The sequence below is a fragment of the Lysinibacillus sp. Y5S-8 genome, from assembly GCF_036894365.1.
Classification (GTDB): Bacteria; Bacillota; Bacilli; order Bacillales_A; family Planococcaceae; genus Lysinibacillus; species Lysinibacillus fusiformis_D.
In genome coordinates, this window is record NZ_CP145889.1 from 3,341,529 (window position 1) to 3,359,328 (window position 17,800).

21 protein-coding genes, 1 tRNA gene and 3 pseudogenes are annotated in these 17,800 nt (G+C 31.0%); 4 read left to right on the plus strand and 21 right to left on the minus strand.

Going from position 1 to position 17,800, the window contains the following annotated elements:
- Positions 1 to 443: 443 nt before the first annotated feature.
- From V6670_RS16235 to V6670_RS16255, 5 genes are all read right to left on the minus strand, one after another.
- A complete protein-coding gene (locus tag V6670_RS16235; protein ID WP_338651667.1) occupies positions 444 to 647 on the minus strand; it encodes a hypothetical protein in 204 nt (67 codons plus the stop codon).
- Between the two features lie 20 nt (positions 648 to 667).
- Positions 668 to 1,024: a hypothetical protein gene (locus V6670_RS16240; protein WP_338651668.1), complete on the minus strand. Its 357-nt coding sequence runs from the start codon at positions 1,022 to 1,024 to the stop codon at positions 668 to 670.
- Between the two features lie 639 nt (positions 1,025 to 1,663).
- Positions 1,664 to 2,275: a hypothetical protein gene (locus tag V6670_RS16245; protein WP_338651669.1), complete on the minus strand. Its 612-nt coding sequence runs from the start codon at positions 2,273 to 2,275 to the stop codon at positions 1,664 to 1,666.
- A gap of 34 nt (positions 2,276 to 2,309) precedes the next feature.
- Complete coding sequence (locus V6670_RS16250) at positions 2,310 to 2,924, minus strand: hypothetical protein (RefSeq protein WP_338651670.1); 615 nt, start codon at positions 2,922 to 2,924, stop codon at positions 2,310 to 2,312.
- 267 nt (positions 2,925 to 3,191) lie between these two features.
- The gene (locus V6670_RS16255) at positions 3,192 to 3,677 is read right to left on the minus strand and encodes a DinB family protein (RefSeq protein ID WP_338651671.1); all 486 of its coding nucleotides are present in this window, start codon (positions 3,675 to 3,677) and stop codon (positions 3,192 to 3,194) included.
- A gap of 342 nt (positions 3,678 to 4,019) precedes the next feature.
- Here V6670_RS16255 and V6670_RS16260 point away from each other — a divergent pair.
- Positions 4,020 to 4,320 (plus strand): annotated as a pseudogene (locus V6670_RS16260) (IS3 family transposase); the annotation flags it as partial.
- 51 nt (positions 4,321 to 4,371) lie between these two features.
- Here the strand turns inward: V6670_RS16260 and V6670_RS16265 are convergent.
- From V6670_RS16265 to V6670_RS16320, 12 genes are all read right to left on the minus strand, one after another.
- Positions 4,372 to 4,599, minus strand: coding sequence for a hypothetical protein (locus V6670_RS16265; RefSeq protein ID WP_036125924.1), 228 nt, complete (start codon positions 4,597 to 4,599; stop codon positions 4,372 to 4,374).
- Between the two features lie 183 nt (positions 4,600 to 4,782).
- Entirely contained in the window at positions 4,783 to 5,316 is a 534-nt protein-coding gene (locus V6670_RS16270; RefSeq protein WP_338651672.1) for a hypothetical protein, read from the minus strand.
- Complete coding sequence (locus V6670_RS16275) at positions 5,313 to 5,459, minus strand: hypothetical protein (protein WP_338651673.1); 147 nt, start codon at positions 5,457 to 5,459, stop codon at positions 5,313 to 5,315. The genes V6670_RS16270 and V6670_RS16275 overlap by 4 nt, the downstream gene beginning before the upstream one ends.
- 726 nt (positions 5,460 to 6,185) lie before the next feature.
- A complete protein-coding gene (locus V6670_RS16280) occupies positions 6,186 to 6,674 on the minus strand; it encodes a hypothetical protein (RefSeq protein ID WP_338651674.1) in 489 nt (162 codons plus the stop codon).
- 15 nt (positions 6,675 to 6,689) lie between these two features.
- Positions 6,690 to 7,130, minus strand: a complete 441-nt coding sequence (locus V6670_RS16285) for a hypothetical protein (protein WP_338651675.1) — start codon at positions 7,128 to 7,130, stop codon at positions 6,690 to 6,692.
- A gap of 451 nt (positions 7,131 to 7,581) precedes the next feature.
- Positions 7,582 to 7,782: a hypothetical protein gene (locus V6670_RS16290; protein WP_338651676.1), complete on the minus strand. Its 201-nt coding sequence runs from the start codon at positions 7,780 to 7,782 to the stop codon at positions 7,582 to 7,584.
- 89 nt (positions 7,783 to 7,871) lie between these two features.
- On the minus strand, positions 7,872 to 8,153 hold the full coding sequence (locus V6670_RS16295) for a hypothetical protein (RefSeq protein WP_338651677.1): 282 nt from the start codon (positions 8,151 to 8,153) through the stop codon (positions 7,872 to 7,874).
- A gap of 154 nt (positions 8,154 to 8,307) precedes the next feature.
- A tRNA-Ser gene (locus tag V6670_RS16300) sits at positions 8,308 to 8,382 on the minus strand.
- Positions 8,383 to 8,499: 117 nt separating this feature from the next.
- Entirely contained in the window at positions 8,500 to 9,591 is a 1,092-nt protein-coding gene (locus V6670_RS16305; RefSeq protein ID WP_338651678.1) for an RES domain-containing protein, read from the minus strand.
- A gap of 20 nt (positions 9,592 to 9,611) precedes the next feature.
- Positions 9,612 to 10,583, minus strand: a complete 972-nt coding sequence (locus V6670_RS16310; protein WP_338651679.1) for a sce7725 family protein — start codon at positions 10,581 to 10,583, stop codon at positions 9,612 to 9,614.
- The gene (locus tag V6670_RS16315; RefSeq protein ID WP_338651680.1) at positions 10,584 to 11,387 is read right to left on the minus strand and encodes a sce7726 family protein; all 804 of its coding nucleotides are present in this window, start codon (positions 11,385 to 11,387) and stop codon (positions 10,584 to 10,586) included.
- A 537-nt stretch (positions 11,388 to 11,924) separates the two neighbouring features.
- Positions 11,925 to 13,325, minus strand: a complete 1,401-nt coding sequence (locus V6670_RS16320) for a reverse transcriptase domain-containing protein (protein WP_338651681.1) — start codon at positions 13,323 to 13,325, stop codon at positions 11,925 to 11,927.
- A 1,072-nt stretch (positions 13,326 to 14,397) separates the two neighbouring features.
- Between V6670_RS16320 and V6670_RS16325 the strand changes: the two genes are divergently transcribed.
- A complete protein-coding gene (locus V6670_RS16325; RefSeq protein WP_338651682.1) occupies positions 14,398 to 14,562 on the plus strand; it encodes a hypothetical protein in 165 nt (54 codons plus the stop codon).
- Positions 14,563 to 14,909: 347 nt separating this feature from the next.
- Here the strand turns inward: V6670_RS16325 and V6670_RS16330 are convergent.
- Positions 14,910 to 15,236, minus strand: a pseudogene (locus V6670_RS16330) (recombinase family protein); the annotation flags it as partial.
- 12 nt (positions 15,237 to 15,248) lie between these two features.
- Here V6670_RS16330 and V6670_RS16335 point away from each other — a divergent pair.
- A complete protein-coding gene (locus V6670_RS16335; protein ID WP_338651683.1) occupies positions 15,249 to 15,584 on the plus strand; it encodes an epimerase in 336 nt (111 codons plus the stop codon).
- Positions 15,585 to 15,633: 49 nt separating this feature from the next.
- On the opposite strand, the gene V6670_RS16340 is transcribed toward V6670_RS16335, so the two are convergent.
- On the minus strand, positions 15,634 to 15,906 hold the full coding sequence (locus V6670_RS16340; protein ID WP_338651684.1) for a hypothetical protein: 273 nt from the start codon (positions 15,904 to 15,906) through the stop codon (positions 15,634 to 15,636).
- A 79-nt stretch (positions 15,907 to 15,985) separates the two neighbouring features.
- On the opposite strand from V6670_RS16340, the gene V6670_RS16345 reads away from it, so the two are divergent.
- Positions 15,986 to 16,582 (plus strand): hypothetical protein, encoded by a 597-nt coding sequence (locus V6670_RS16345; RefSeq protein ID WP_338651685.1) that lies wholly within the window; start codon positions 15,986 to 15,988, stop codon positions 16,580 to 16,582.
- 335 nt (positions 16,583 to 16,917) lie between these two features.
- On the opposite strand, the pseudogene V6670_RS16350 reads toward V6670_RS16345, so the two are convergent.
- Both V6670_RS16350 and V6670_RS16355 read right to left on the minus strand, forming a co-directional pair.
- A pseudogene (locus V6670_RS16350) lies at positions 16,918 to 17,394 on the minus strand (N-acetylmuramoyl-L-alanine amidase family protein); the annotation flags it as partial.
- Positions 17,391 to 17,795 carry a phage holin family protein gene (locus tag V6670_RS16355; RefSeq protein WP_338651686.1) on the minus strand — a complete coding sequence of 135 codons (405 nt, stop codon included), beginning with the start codon at positions 17,793 to 17,795 and terminating at the stop codon, positions 17,391 to 17,393. The pseudogene V6670_RS16350 and the gene V6670_RS16355, both read right to left, overlap by 4 nt.
- Positions 17,796 to 17,800 lie beyond the last annotated feature (5 nt).

The following is a 17,800-nucleotide window of genomic DNA, read 5'->3' on the forward strand; positions in this document are numbered from 1 at the left end:
TTTATGGGGGTTTTTTATTCAAGCAGTCTAGCGATACTGCATCTATGATTGAAATTGCGAAAAATAATAAAAAATGGTGTAGAAATTCTCTTAAAGTCCTATACATTCAGCTATTTTTAACGCTGAAAAAATAATCTTCAACCTTCTAAATTTCCTTTAATCAGTTCATTTTTTGTCAAACCAAGCTTTATCGACTGCTTGTTGTAATCTAGTAAGGAGCGAGAATGGAAAGGGTATACTTATCTATTCTCAACTGAGTTTGGTAAAGCTTATCTTCGTTACTCCTTCAGTAGTGATGGGATTATATTATAAAAAAATCCAGATTCGTGTTATCGATTAACGACACACTTTTGCTAATTTATATAAATAGTTATTTAATCAAGAAGCAAGAATGTAAAAACTATTTGATAATTAAAGTTATCTTATAAACATATTGTAAGGCTTTATATACTTGTTCCATCCGTAAAGATTATGGATTTAATTTTATAGTTAAAAGTCATATTCTCAAACGGTAAATTATAAAAGCGCATATCTACATCATTGAATTGATTTAAATCAACAGCAGTATTAAAGTTTGTAGAACCATTTGCAGGAATAACATCCCATTCATATTTCATTGCTGACTTGTATACTAACTCGCTGAACATATCATAAAAATATGTTTCTGCTAAAATCCTTTAATGTCTTTATCTGTGTGATTTATATATTTCATAATAAAATTTAATTCATATCCATAGACATTATTATCAGTACTAGGATCTCTAGGAATAACATCTTCTAAAACTACTGTCAAAGATGTATTTAAATGATTGTCTTCATCAGTCTCTTCATTAGTGGAAGCTTTCTCGATAGCTAAATTATCTTGATTTGTTGTTACTGCTTTTTCCTCTTGATGTAAAGTCTCTACTTTTTCTTGTTCATTCTCACCTGATTTATCAACACGCTCTTCTTTCTGATTACATGCTGATAGAATTAAAATATACAATAAACATAGTAATAATAACTTTATTTTACTCTTTTCCATAATAATTCCTCCATATATGTATTAATCTATATGGTATCATAATTAGGAAATTCCACTCAATACAAAATAATCATTTTAAGTGTTAATAGTATAAATCAAATTAAAAAAATGTCCTTGCAATAAAGCTAAATAACTAGGAAAAGAAAATATGACATCTACATTGCATTTATAAATATAGCTAAGCTACTTTCCCAAAGAATGAACTTATTTTAAACAAGTAAATTTTTCACTATACCTTAGCAAACTTTTTTAATATGTTATTAATCTTAACAAAGCATATTCGTCTACACATATTGTTTTCTCATGAACGTAGCAAACGATATTTAAAATGACTACTATGTTATTTGAAGAAGATTTATTACCATCTGGATGGCTTCACGCTAAATGTTTTTTATCCTCCTTGTCGGAGAGTTGTGTGCCGAACAAAACTATACTATTAGATACTTTTGAGGTAACTGTAGCTACCTTGAAGCTTGATTGCTTCCTATTTTAGGAGATATAAAGATAAGTTGAACAGCCTTGTATTGCTCTCATGGCTGGCTCAAACGATCGTCGATTTGGATTACTGTTCGAATAGTTGCTGTCTCTTTTTAACATAGTAAAAAGCACCCAAATAGGAGTGCTTAATACAATAAATAGCTATCTAATTATTTGTTCATACGTTTTCCCTTTTACAGTAATTACCGCTTTAAGCGGCTTCCCATCCTGCTCTACTTGTTCTGGAACGGAAGCTAGAAAATGTAGTGTACCATTTTTCAGAGGTTCGATTGATGTAATATTTGTAAACGTGAAATCTGATCCACCTCGATTTTCTATTGTTGAGAAAGTCTTGTATTCGTATTTTCCATCATAAATAATTTTTACATCTACAAATTCATTAGATGTTTGACCTGTTGTTAGTAAACTTTTTACTGAAATAATTGTATCTAAGTACACTTCCCCCTCCTCTTCGTTTTTGTAATATGTATACACAGAACTTGGATTTGGTGGTGAAATTTGTTTACCAAAAATATTGTTGTTGATTGTGATTTCTGCGTAATTATCAACTACTAATACATTACCTTTAGTAATCGTCAGAACTTCCTCTACCTCTGGTTCATTTTCTTCATTATTTTCAGATGCCTTAACTTCTTCCTCTGCATTTTTCTCAACAGACTCTTTTGTTTTGTTATCTGAACTGCTGTTTTTATCACTTTGACCACAAGCTACCAATAAAATAGACACCAATAATAATAATCCTAGCTTTTTCATGAAAACTCCTCCTGTATATTAGGTGCTCTTCAAGTTACTTATCGTTATTTTCATTTAATTCATCTGGATAAACCATAGTATCAAATACTTCTCCATTTGATTCATCTTTAATATATACTGTGACTTTATAATGTTCAACGTCTGCACCGTTAAATAATTGGTAGTACATGCCCGCTAAAGCAAGCCCAAAGGATGCCAGTGCATCGAAACTACCTTCAAACTTTTCCTTATTTACTGTGAGTGTAAACTCAGAAAAAGATTTGTTATAAGCCACATCATTTATAGAAGCAAAATCTTCACTTGTTTTAAGTTCTTCTACACTTTTTACTATTCTTTCTTTTAATTCCTTCATCATTTTTTTGTGCTCGGATTTAGACATTTTATAAGTTAAAGATCCATCATCATTCTTAATAACTTCCTTAATTCCACTATTTTTTGCCTCCGAAATAATAGAATCTATGTCTTGTCCCTTGTAAAGTGTAGCCGGTATGGTAACTTCAACATTTAAAAGTCCTTTATCCACTTTTAATGTTTCTTCTGATGCTTTATCAGCACCTTCTTTTTTCTTACCACTATCATCACCTTGGCTACAAGCTACTAACAAAATACCTAGTAGCAAAATAAGTGGTAAAATAAGCAATTTTTTCATTTATTCAAACTCCCTTCTCCACAAATATACATGGATAATCGAGGTAATTCTATGATTATTTTCATATTTCTACATTTTTTACTCCTATCAATAAAAAAACACCCTCATGCGAGAGTGTCTGATATCTAAGCTATTTTTACTTTTTCTATCCATTACTATATTTTCATTTTCCTCTATCTAAAACCTATTTTTATAGCTTTTTATCAATCGGTATATTAAAAACTTATTAAATCTTTCCATCTATTTATATTTATTTGGTCACTACCTCTAATCCTTCAATGATGAAGAGAGACCCCGTCTAATTAGGTTTGCAGAGATAGGCTCTCTCCCCATCTCTCTAGCCCAAATTGATAACTGTCCTATATGATGGATTTCATGTGCAATCGTATGGCGAATGACTTCACCCCATGTATGTGTCTCAATCCTTCCATCTGCTAATGTATTATGGAGTAAACGCTCTTCCATACTGTCGTCCCATCGGTTTACAAAGTTTTCTACTTCTAAATGAAATTCAGCTTCCAATTTACGAACCTTTTCCAAGCTATTATATTCCTCAAAACTCTCCTGAAAATCAGTTTTACCTTGTAAAAGTCGTATCCAACTCCATTCGACATCAATTATATGGAAAAGTGTATGTAATATACTTCCCATTCCACCAGGTCGGTTTTGCAAAAGCTCTTCTTCACTCAACTCGTCACACCAACGAAACCAGTCTTCTCTTACCATCCAATTATATTTAAAAAGTAATTGCAAAAAAGTTCCTCCTTAATTTAAAAATGATTGAGTCATCTCAACAAGTTACTACTTCTTCATATATAGTTAGGATTCCTTCTCTTTAATTCCTTCAAATATGAGAAATTCGTACGCAAATCACGCTATAAATCATATAAAGGCACTGTTTGGGAACGTTTAAACCGTCGTTTCAGTACCATATACCCTTCAAAAAGTCGTAACAGACATATAGACGAAAAAGTCCAATACTGGATTTATATAATGGTGAGATTATTGCTTTAGCATATCAAAATGCCCGACACTCGATTTTGTGATGGGTTAGTGCTCCTAATCATTCATGAACGTGTAAAATACCATACGACCATTCACTCAGATCAAGCGTGGCATTATCAACATAATTCGTGGGTGCAAACATTAAAACAAAACAAGATTTTCCAAAGCATATCTCGTAAAACAACTTGTGCAGACAATGCCGCAATGGATAACTTCTTTGATTTACTCAAACAAGAAATATATGACGTGGAAGAATGAATCTCCTATGAAGCGTTAAAAAAGAAAATAGAGAAGTTTATCGATTACTACAATAATGAACGAATTAAAACAAAAACTGGCTGGCTTGAGCCCAGTAAATTACCGAACTCATGCCAGCCAATTAGCTGCATAACTAAAACTTTAACATTAAAAGGTCACTACCTTTGGATGTGACTTATTATGATTAATCAAATTCTACAGTGTCTTGCACTACTGATACCTTATAAACATTTTTAGTATTAATTAATACCGTTTTATAATTTTCTGTTTCAGTAAATGAATACCAGGACTTCTCATTGAATCCATTAGTAATTTCTTCTGCAAAAGTTTCTTGTCCAATATTAGTCTTGATTTTATATTCTTCTTCACGACTTTCTTCAAAGTAAAACTTTACAGTATATTCATAATCCATTAACCAACACCCCCCATCTATCTATATCATGGGACAAATAGGATGGAAGTAATCAACGCTTTTGATCAATTCACACTGTTTTTTTGCGAACTTTCCTAGTATTAAGAAATTCATTTTCTTACTTATTTATTTTTATGAGTTAACAAAATAAAAACCACATTCTTTTGAATGTGGCTTTAGTATTTATTCATTAAAAAAATCACCTTTGAAAAAAGGTTTTATTCCAACTTCTCTAAATAAATATTTTATTGGATGGCAATCATTGATCAAATTTCTGTTGGGAATTAAAATTTTCTCCCTGAGTTCTTTAAATATTTCTGGATTAATTTCCGGAAACCATTCTTCATAACTCAAATGTTTATCTTTCTCTATCAGAAGTAAATAAACAACAATAATTTCAAACATATAAGGAAATTCTCGTTTAATATTTTGATAGTTATCTAACAATGAAGTTATATAGTCCTCAAAATTAAAAAATTTTGCTCCTTTTTCATTGTTATATTGTAAACGTTCCTTTTCAGGTTTAAAGACAAAAGTCGATTGATTATACCAGTTACCTAACATGGTTGTTGTGGAAGCGATCTCTAGACCACCGATATTAAGTATACTATTGAATACACGCATGATTTCGTTTTGTAATAGTCCTGCTTCTAGCCTATCCCACATGTCATCCACAGTGAATTGATTATCGAAGACATTTACTACAAAGCCGATCATTCATCGAAAGGATCAACTGAAATTTCGTTACCTTCTAAACACATTTTCTCATTCATTTTAAGAGCATTTCTGAATACAAGTGCCTTCACAAAGTCGTTTGTAAAAGTTTTATCCTGTCCAATAATTCGTAATATAATTTGCATATTTCATCCACCCTTTTCGTTAGTTACATATTTTTATTTAAAAAGAAAAGAAGCCCTCGAAAGGACTTCTGAATTAAGGTACAGGAACAGCATCGGGTCTGGACTTTCTTGTCCAGAATAATATAGCTCAACAAATAACAAAAGACCAGGTACACCTACCTGATCTAATCTTATGGACAACTTTAATTGACAAATTTATTTAGCCCATACAAATTAGTAAAATCAGTATTTTTTGAAAAACCTTCAGTAATTTTACTGAAACGAAGCATCTTACATTTAGATATCAGTTCATCCCTAAAATTAGACGAAATAGCCATCTATACGAACTATCTGATAGATGGCTATTTACTGTGAGGACGAAACGATGTGCATATTTTTAAATTTTTGACTTACTTATTACCATTCATGTGTAATAGACGCATCATCTGCTTTACTTTCTTTTGCCGCCAATCCTAATGAAATATCTCCAGTAGTAATTGTAACCGAACCAGTAAACCCAATTGTCATATGTGTATAATGACCAAATATATTTGATCTAATATCACTAGAACTCGATCTATTTGCTTCGACTGATAAATAACCTGTATGAGAGTAGCCTGGTTCGCCTTTTATATTAAATAATGTTAGCTACTCCATTATTATTTTTTTCGTTTGATCCTGTATAATATCTGTCAGATCCGTGAATATCTCTAAATATATAACGGAAATTAATAGTATTGTCATATCTTACAACGTTTGCAGAGTGTGTAATCGCAAATGCATCTTCAAAGAATACCTGTGGTCCTTTTTCCACATAAATTCATTTTTCAGCAATACTCGTCCGTTTGTAAGCTTTGTAGAAGATAGAGTCATTGCTAACCAAGTGCTATTATTGATACCAACAGCGAACTGTTCTGGTTTATTCATTTCGCTAAAAGCTTCTTCTGCAGAATATTTAGTTACTTCCAAAGTCCCTTCAGGTAAATGTTTATTGGAAACAAAGTTGTAATAATTCGTAACATTCTGTGGCTCCTCTGCAGCAGTTAAATCTTGATAATATTCAACATATTCTTCTTTTGTCACACTTGGGGCGATGTCTTCAGTGAAGCCTACTGTTGTTAAATGTTCAATTTCTTCGGGAATCAACTCACTTGCATTTGCACTAAAGATTGTCAGAATAATAAATATTAAAAAAGGCATAACTAAAAATCTCTTACGAATATTTATAGTTTTCATCCTCTCAACTTTTTCTTAATTAAAATCAGTTTCAAATGCCTTAACCAGTTGTTCCCATTGTTTTACAACTGAATTCCAACGTTGCTCAGGGAAGCTGTTAGCAGTATAGTTAGACAAACTTAATGCTTCTCCAACCCTTAAAATGTATTCTGTATCCGCTTCTTCCCATTTTCCTACCTCAAATAAATCACTTTTTGGCAAAGGCTCTAAAAAATTGTATATGCTCAGTAGCATCTTTTTTTCTTTATCATTCAACACACTACTTGCGAAATTATTAGTTATTACCGAATCAACTAAAACACCTTTTACCTTCTCTAGCTGATTCATTACAATTTGAGGGTCCTGCCAATCGTTTTCTTTTTGATTGTTTATTGCTAAATTTAATTCATATAATTTGAGGTTTAGGTTGTAAATGAAGTATTCTTGTTTCCTCGAATTATCTTCTGTAAACTTCACTACAAAAAATAAATTCAATAGTAAGCTAATGGGTAACAATATTAATAACGCTTTATAAATCTTTGTTTTATTAATTATATCAACTCCTATAACTTATTTATTGTCAAATTACATAATTGACAAATATTATCAATTATTAAAATTAATACTAGAGTTAATTTTTAGAAATGTCAACAATTTCAATATTTTTAGCAAAATTAAGGTCCAAAATAACAAATGACTGGAATTTGTTATTTTAGTTTAAAATCATATTTAATAAAAGAAAAGAACCTAAAGGACTTCTGAATTAAGGGATAGGCACAACCCAATGAATCAGATAAAGTGATATAAAGATTGTCATTTACTTGCCCTCCACAATTCAAACTCCTTGCTCGCAAAGTCCATTCGATACATCCATCGGACTTCATGGCATAATAAAAAGCCACATCCAATTGGATATGACCTTTATGTATTAGTTATCTAAATAAATATACACTTCAACAGAATGGTTTTCTTCTAAATAAACAAAGTCACGGTTTACGACTTTGTAAAATGCGCTTCCCAAGCCTACTCTATCACCTACATTTGGCAAAACAGGTATTGTATCTTTAAATTCATTCATTACAAGACACTCACCGTTAGCTTCACAATATATAATAGATAATTGCTTCATTATCATTTACCCCCCTTTCTTGCTACAATACACTGGAAAGGTTTTACTGTGTGATAGGATTTTGATACATAATAAAAAGCCACACCTTGTTAGATGTGACCTTGAGTTGCTTTCCAACCTGCATCAATTGCTTGAATTTTTATTTCTTCAAAACTACCAATGTTAGACCTACTTAGATATACATTACATTTATTATGTTTATAATCCCATACAACTTTCGAAACCTTGAAATCTTTTCTAAATCCAGTATCATAAACATAATCATTAACTCTTGGTATAAAATCATTTTCTAATAGTGAGAAATTTTTATTTTCATCGAAATCAGTAAATGTATGATACTCACTAAAATTTAATATCAAAGTAATAAACATAAATAACAACTCCCATCTACCTATAAATTTTAATTTAATATGTTATTCTTTGCTATTTTCAAAACATCTGGAAAAAAGCGCTCAAAACCCAGTATTCGTAAGGTTTCAAGCGCTTTTCAATTTGGTTAAAAATTAACCTTTGATTTGTTATTGACGTCCCAGGAGGGATTCGAACCCCCGACCGACGGCTTAGCTTACCGCTATAGTTTTCACTACTTATACTAGGCACACCAAGCGTTTGAGACGTATTTAATTCGTATAAGGGATTCGGTCAAATTACGTTCTAAGACCGAAAGTATCTTCTTCACTCATTATAAACACTATACCTGAAAAGAATCCAGTTTTATCAATCTTCCAATAGTTGAACTTCATGATTATATGAAACTGCGTTAATCTCTGTCTTACTAATTTCAATACATTCAAAGCAATTCTCGGAAAAAACCATTAGATTGTGTCCCGTGGTACTTAATGTACTTTTAAATTCAATCCCTGAGAAACGAATATCCTCCTCTCTCATGTCAAAATCATTAATTGATTTAATCAAATCTACAAAAAACTGCGTTGGAAGATAATCTAATATGCTATCCCCTGTTTTAATTGGTTTTGAAATTTCATCGCTCAGTTTTCTAAAATTATCATAATTGACTATATATTTTGCAGGATTATCTTCAAAATCAAAAATACTAATTGTTTTTAGCTTTCGAAAATCTACCACCTTAATGTCATGTTTTAATCTAAAATTACCAATATATATTTTATCTTTTGTTTTTGGACGAATTTCTTTTATTACAGTCTCTATATCCTTAGCTAAATAAAGGTGACTTATTCCCTCTGAATTAGCTCTACCAGCACGTGCTAAAACCGCTGGAGGAGCGTACATCTTTTCTTTAATTAATTCTTCATTATTACTTATCCTAGCTCTATAAAATATTGAGTTTTCTTTAATAGTTCTAGTTAACCCTTCAATATATTCCTTAAAAATATCAAAATTAATATGTCTTGAATGAAATCTATTATTACAACGTATGTACGATATAAATTCCTCCCAAGTAAATTCTTTTAATAATGAACTACTATTTAAAAAGCTACTTGAAGTATATTCTGAAACACCCACTGTTTCTCTTAACAAGTCTACTTTATCAGGGAAATTACTCTTTAAAAGTTCTTCCAAAAAATCAACTACTCTTTCCTTTGGAAATACATCAGAGAATACATTATATTGATTAGCAAAGACATCCTTAATTAAAAATAATTTACCCGAAGGATAATCTTTAGGTAGTTCATCTCTTTTTCTAAATACATTAAATATTCCACTAAATTTTACATCTAGCCCTGAATCATAGCTGATATCATACACAAAAACATTTTGAGAACCACAAAAATCACAGCATGCTTTATTGCTTAAGCTACGGATTGTATCTTTAATAACCCCATGCATAAAGCATTTTTCACAGCATTTCATCCTTTTGTGTTCTCCTCTACTCTGTCTAAAATTTTACCTACTAACTCAAGATGATGCATAATTGATAATTTTTTCAAAGTCGGTAAACCTGGATAAGTTCCATCTTCATAATGTTGCTTAAAAACACTTATCGCATAAGTAGACATAATCTCATTAAAGTTCCGTTCATCTAACCAGGTAATCATTTTTCCTAATGCTTCAGAGAATTTACCCGCTGGGTCACTTGTATCTTCATTTGAATCAGATACAAAATGCATAATTTCCAAAGCGTTTTCATCATTTGGAAATACAATATGAATAGCTACAGCATAAGGAGCAAATCCAGCCTCATTATAATCTGCACCCACAATTGAATAATCAGAATATCCAATATAGCCATCTACACTAAAATAGAGATGTTCTTCAGAGAAAAACTCATGCTCACAATCTGCATAATCAGCATTTCTACTTAATTTATTAAATTTATCTTCTAATATAACTAATTTTTCTCCATTTAATTTCCTGCGATACGAACTGTCTTGTGGTACCACATTAATACATGGAGAATGAAGTAAGCCATTATCTTTATAAATCTGTTTATACAAATCAATTAAATTTCTATCACTATGAATTATCGCTATGTCCCCTAAAGTTATTTTAAATTCATCTAAATTCGCTCCAATTTGAGTTTTAGACTGTTTATTCATGTGATGTCCGATAATTACTGCATTGCTATTAATCATTTCTCTATATTGGAAATAAATCTTTTCAACAGATAATTCTTCTTTCATAGCCCCTACTTTTGGATTTGTAACTACTATTATTTTTTTCTCTCTTTCCTCAAAACATTTAATAGTAGAAACCAAAGTCGGACTAATTTTTATAGGTTCAATTATAGGCATAATTCTCTTGCTTAATAAATCTCTCGTTATTAGTTCCCTTAATGCCAATAAATCATATTGCCTACCTCTAATCAACGGATAATACATCTAATCGCCCCTTAATTTACATAATACATTTTCCACTTCACTATCATTATTGCATTCATTGTAAACTAACCATCTCAGTTCAAATGGTACTTGCTTTAATAAAACACTATTCTTAATTTTTTTTCTGTCAGAAATACTTTTAAAAACTAGACGCTGAGCTTCAAGAATATCCAATGCTTTAAACCAATTTAGAGACGCTTTGAAATATTCAACTGGTTTAACATTAGGTACTTCCCCAAACTTTAATTTTAAAATTTCTTCATATTCATACTTTCTAAGAAGTTTAAATAAAGCCTCATGATTCAAATTACATACATTATTTACGGCATTTTTCCTAATACTTAATCTATCCCTTTTAGTTAATACTATTATCCCTACGTCTAAATTAGCTTCTTTTAAAACTTTATAAACGGGATAATAAAGATTTTCTGATGTAACAACAAATATTTCATTAAACACTTTAGAATAATCTGTTAATTGATAGACTAATCTTTCTAAATTATCTAATTCAGTCTTAATTTCATAAACTGTTGCCTTTAAATTATTTATTATAATATAATCAGCTTTAGACTTAACAATATTTACTTCACTATAAGCCACTGTAGTAGATAAACTATATTTACCAAGAACAATTTTATTAAAAATAGTGTTCTTATAAAAAAATTCATTTCGATACTTTAAACTTAGTACTTTATAGTTCTCTGATACTTCCTCAATAAAAGAACAGTTTTGAAAGTCCTTTTCTTGTAATGTAGCGAATAGATTTCTTTTAGTAAAAAACCTATTTAAATAATTTATTTCCATCTCTTAATTCACACTTTCTAATTTGAATCTTTTAGATTAATAGAAAAAAATTATAATTTATTTCTCCAACTTGATAAAGAAAAATATTTCCTTCTCTATTATAAACCTTTAGAAATAATTATCCACTTTTTAACACATTTACAGTTCTTTAGGTAGAAGACTGGATACCCATCTAGTTTTCTTAATGTTATTAGTTTTATTTTATAGTCATATATAAATCACAACCTCACACTGTAGAAATGTACAAGGCTACACATACAATAATAGTTATTTTAGTATATCGAAAATACAGAAGTATATCACTTATTAATATCTAAATCACACATGTGACTTACTTCTTAAAAATAATGATTTTACCCAACAAAAAAGAGAGTCTAGAAGCCCTCTTTACCATGTAGCATTATGCGGTTATTTGAACGATTTTCTCAACAACGAACTTAGGTCGAAGGCATTATTCTAATATTATAGTACTATAAATGTTTATTTAAATACTGATTTAATAAAAAGCTTAGCAAATCTCTTTCCTTTTCTTTCTTATTACTTAAAATCATATTTAATTAGTCTTTTTTGCACTTTATACCAGTGCCGTTTGATTTGGTTATTAATCAATGACTCTATAGGTAATTCCGACATTTCATTATGTGCTTTTTCAGCATAACTAATAAAGTTACCATAGCCCTTATAATCCCTACCCATATGAGTATATATTTGATATAAAGATTTTCGATAAACTTTTTTATTATACTTCGCAGAATATCTATTTACTATTCTAATTTTTTTATAGACTCGACTATAATATTTAAATACACTTTTTTCACGTAATTGAATTCTCTTACCATCAAAAGAAAATCCTAAATAATCAAATTTACTTACTCTTTGCTCATCTTCTTGTTGCTCTTCATTAAAAAGATAAATTTGGTTATTGCTATATTTGAAGATTTCCGTCTTTTCTTTTTGTACCTCTAGCCCTTCATATTCACCAATAATAGAAAGTATATTTTCTTCCACGGTATTTCGTAAAGCAATTTTATCTACATCGTCTTCTAAAGGTATAACTATTACAATATCATCACAATATCTTCTATACATCCCACTATAAGTAGAGACTAGTTTTTTTATTCTCTCATCTGCTTCAATCATAAAGATGTTTGATAATACGGAACTCATACCAGAACCTTGTGGAACTCCTTTATCCTTTCCTGGATTAAATTCAATAAAACCAGGATTTTTCTTTTGTTCTCTAAATTCTTCAGGTGACATATACCTAGTGATATCTCTATTCTTTATTTTAACTTTATAACCTTCTCCATACTTCTCTTCTAAAAAAGAGTCTAGTTTTTTCTTATCTACATAACAATACTTTGTTAAAGACTTATATAACTTATACCAATGTGTAGGTAACTCATCTACGTCCAAGACCCTTTTTAGATTTTGCTTCAACACTTTATGATTAAGATTATCAAAGAATGATGTAAAATCCATCATTATAATTAATGCTTTTTCTTGTTCTATTATTTTTTTAAATACTTCCTTAGCAAAATGAATATTGTTTTTCCCTTTTTTATTATCACGATAAGCTAACACTTCATTATCGATATCTATTACATTCTTTACATACTTTGTATAGCTCTTATTTAACTTCTCTCCATAATATTTGTATATATAACTATCCATATGTGAAGCAAAGAATATTAATCTTTCTTTTGGCTTTCTATACTTATATTCTTTTTGATTTTGAGCTATTCTAGCTTCTCTATTAGTATAATCAGACTTAATAGTATATTTTTTTAAATCCATTTTAAAATGAACAAAAGGATAAAAAGCATATTTTTCCACAAATTTCGTATTACTAATTTGTGGATAAACACGCTTAAAATTAACTCTTGTATCTAAATGTAAATATGCTTTAGGTTTATATTTTTCAAAATCTATTGTCATAGTATATTAGTCCTTAGTTTAATTTTAGTTTGAAGAGCTAGAGAGCTTAACTTGCCAATTATAAAGACTGCTCTCTAGCATACAAAAATTGCAGACTAAGTAATAACGTCTAAATAGCGGACTCCTTAGCCTGGGCATCTCATCAAACTGAATAAGTGTTATAATCATACTGTGGATGTATATCCGTCAGTGACTATAGGAGTTGTTTACGAATTGATTAGCGTATCAGAACAATTGATTAATGAATCTATGACAATAGTAGTCAGTATTCTTCTTCAAATAATTCTTCAAATGCTCGCTGAATCGCTTGCGCTGAAACTTCCAACTAACATTCCCAATTGAATGCACAACCAAACATTACATAAAAATACCTAATTTGTCAAATATAGCTGACCATTTGACAAGTTCTACTTTATGATTATATGTAACCACTTAAGTTCCCATAACTTTTCAAAACCTTCATATGCTGTTGAAATTATGATATCTGTCAATCCCCTTTTGGTGTGCGTGTAGTGGGTCGTCCTTGTTCTCACTTAGGAATAGCTAAAATATCGGAAAATATGGGGGGGTACACTTAACTTTGATAAGCAAAATTCTCAATACTTGTCAAATGGCTCTGTGTGACTTTTTCGACCTTCATTGACCAAATGTGTCAACTCGCCCTATCACGGCTTGTCATGGCTCTCCTATATCCCTGAACAAACCGTCTGACAGCTTCATCACAGCTCAAATAAAATCTATATTTTATTTCTTCATTTAAACAATAACAATGTGATGAAAAGCCTTATAAATTAAAGGATAAATACCGAAGGATACAGTTTGCTATCTGATTGGATTCACCTTATAAATGAGAAGAAAGATACACCTTTAATACTATTTTCAATTAATAAAGATACCTCATGAGGAACTGATACAACAATGATTGTATTTTATTTATCAAACTATTAATTATAGATTTGAAATTTTTAGTAAAAACTATTATAATTAATTCATATTTTTATTATTTTGCTCACCTACAGGTTCGATTCCTGGACCTTCCAACCATATAAGAAATTGGTGCTTCACCATTTTGGTGTCTGCAATTACTTCCACAAATATGGCTAACTTATCGAATTTAATTAGTCAAAGTGTTATTACAGGAGGGATTACTATGTCACTAATTTTAAATGCATCACCACTAGTTGTTTTAAGCGTTATTCTTGTAATAACTGCCTTTGCGGGCGTAGCGGAGGGTTAGCTCTGGGAGCGGTGGGTGAAACCCGCAAACAACTAAAAAAGCGTAAACACTGGTCTTAATAGTGTATTACGCTTTTTTTATTTATAATGGAATATGGTATCCTAGACGTTTGTGTGCGATGGGAACGTCATAACCTGTCAAGTTTAGTTGAGATTGGTGTTACTAGGTTTCCACCAACGAGCCAACATAACCTCATTCGTCATTTCGACCTCTTGGAGCAAGCTATGAAGCTCCTGTATTTTCACGAGTGGCTCTGTCGCTCATGTGTCAAACTCAAAATAAAACGATGATTTTACCTGTACTTCTATTTTTCAAGAAGCAGTCATAAAGCCTTATGTATCAATGTTTTATGCTTCAATTGAATTTTCATATTCACCGATAATCTTGTAAAAAGAGTTCTTTTTCAGCTCTAAGATTTCCATGAACTTTACCCCTGTGATTGTTTTATCTTTCCATGCTTGATAATTAGCTTCTAGGTCTGCTCTCTGTTGCTTTGATAGTGTAGATAGGTTTAACTGTGGTCTGCCCAGATGTTTCCCCTGTGCTTTAGCTACTGCAATACCTTCCTTTTGACGTTGTAGCATCTTTTTGCGCTCCTGTTCAGCTACATAAGCCAACAAAGATAAAAATTGGTCTTCCATTAACTTTCCCATGTCGCCCATCGTCTTGAACTTCCAGCATTTATTATGATGGCTTTAGTTAAATTTGTTCCAGATACAATTAATCATTCAGGAATAATGTCATTGTTTATTTTATCTTTTGTATTATTTATAATTGCAGGTATTTTCACTAAGGTATTAAGTCTTATAGGTTTAACAGAACAGAAGTTAGACGAATTAGGATTCCTAGGTTTAATTATTTCCGCCTTGACATCTTTTATCTGTATAATTGTAGGATATTATTGGATAAAAACTCTTCACCTAACATCTGTACAATTATCTTCTATGGGCATTTTAATTATTGCATCCATTACTACAATTATTTTAACTATCCAATTAAAAATTTTAGAGAAAATAGAATAAACACAAAAAGCCCAGGCTCAAATTAATGAGTACCTGGGCATTTTTTGTGTTAACGAACATTTTGACTATCACTATTTAATTTTAACAATATAAAAATAACTAAAAAAACAATAGAGAGTCCTATTGGAGCAAATGTCACGAAATTAATTAATGCATTATTCATCTCAAACCATTTTTTAATAGGTTCTTCTTGTTCAAATACAAAATCTGGATTCTCCAATATAAAAGCAATTCTATTTAACAAAACTAAAAAACAAAACATGAAAAAAGATAAAACACTGCAAATTAACATAAAAAACTCTTTTAAATTCATTTTATTCATAAAAACTCCCTTTTACTTAAATTATTATGATATACTAACATTTGTAAGAAATAGAATATATTAGGAGGAAATAGTGAAAATGAGAAAAATTTCTTTACTGCTTTTTGGAATTATATTGACATTATTGGTTTATGTTCCTAGTTTAGCAGAAGCAACCGAGGTATTACAAGATGTAGATTATGAAGTTGGGAATACACCTACAGCAGATTTATCTGAGGATAGTACAATGTACGAAGAAGAGTCTGTTGATGAAATAACACCTAGATTTGGTCCAACAAACATTACTTATAAAATCACTGATAAGAAAGTTGTAGGTAGAGGTTGGGGTGATTTTAGAAATGGACCTACAGGTACAGGACCAGGAACATTAAGTATTAATCATTCAACTACTCTTAATCGCGAATTTACAAATACAATATCAGGAGAGTTTCCAATCGGAGAGGCTAAAATTGGAGCATCACTAGGTGTAACAATTGGTAAAGCAAAAACTTATGGGACTTCCTATACAATTACTCTTGCAAAGGGCGAGAAGAAAACAATTCAATTTCAGCCTAAATATGTAGTATATGAAGTAACGCAAAGAATGTACGCAAATGGAATAGCTACGAACACTTACAAAAAGGCTGAAGTTGTAGTATTTGAAGACTGGGATTACAGCTGGTATTCTAACAAATAAATGTTAGTCACAAATTGAGCCGTCTGATTAGATGTGCTTAATAGTACTATTTAAAATGACCAAGACGGCAATTAAGCTATCTTGGTCTTTACATTTTAGTTACTGCGCTGTGCAATGATAAGTTTCAAACCTTCATAGTCACCTGTAGTCATTGTTCCAGCGTCAAACTTATCTAGCCATGACTTATCAATTTTCTTTTTATCAACTGATTGTTTAATGTAATCACGTACTGCATCTTTTGTTGTCTCGTTTGTGAATTTCATTGTGTCATCATCCTTTTCTGTTGGTTTATCGGATTCTTTTGGTTTCATTGCTTCTTCAATTCGTTTTAAGAAACTACCCCAACGGTCTTCGCTTAAAATTCTATGTGGACAATACTTACCGTTCCAATCTTGGTGCTTCTTCACGCGCTCAATACCCCATTCAAACTGTTTTAATAGCTTTGCAATGTATTGAACAGCGTTTTCCTCTGCAACGCCATAACGAACACCACCACTTTTGCTGTAACAAATTTCTACACCAATTGAAAGCCGATTACCTTTCTTTAGGGCGTTAAGATCGGTACTCCCTCCACCGTCCCCACAATGCCAGGCGTTACGGTTGAAAGGAATTGCTTGAATAATCTCTTTATCATCAACAGCAACATGATATGACACCTGATTGTTATTACCAATCATGTACGAAATTTCATTTTCCGCTGGTGCATCATTGGCTGTATTGTGTACAGTAATGAACTGTGGTGCCATCGTATATGGAGCCTTTAATGAATACTTGTTTGAAGGTAAAAAAGTCTGTTTAAATACGTAGCTCATTTAACCTCACCCTCTCCTGTTTTATCCTTCACGATTGCTAAAATATTTTTAATGAAGTCAGGCATTGGCAAGCCCATCTTTGTACCATTCTCTGTAATTGAAATAAATTCTAATACACAAAATGCAATGGCTGCCCCATCCCCTGCGTACTCAATACCAGGAATCACAACGGACAATAAATAAACCGATCCAACTAGCATTAAGTAATAAATCTTGCGTATGATACCGTTAAAGCCTGTACGACTGTTTAAATTTTGATTAACGACTCCACTCATGATACCTGTGGCATAGTCAATAACCATGAAACCGATTAAAACAGTAACAGCCATTCCTAGACCATCCACTGAATATGAAATGATTGTGCCTATTGTTCCACTTACTACAGCGATCCATTTTTCCATTACAA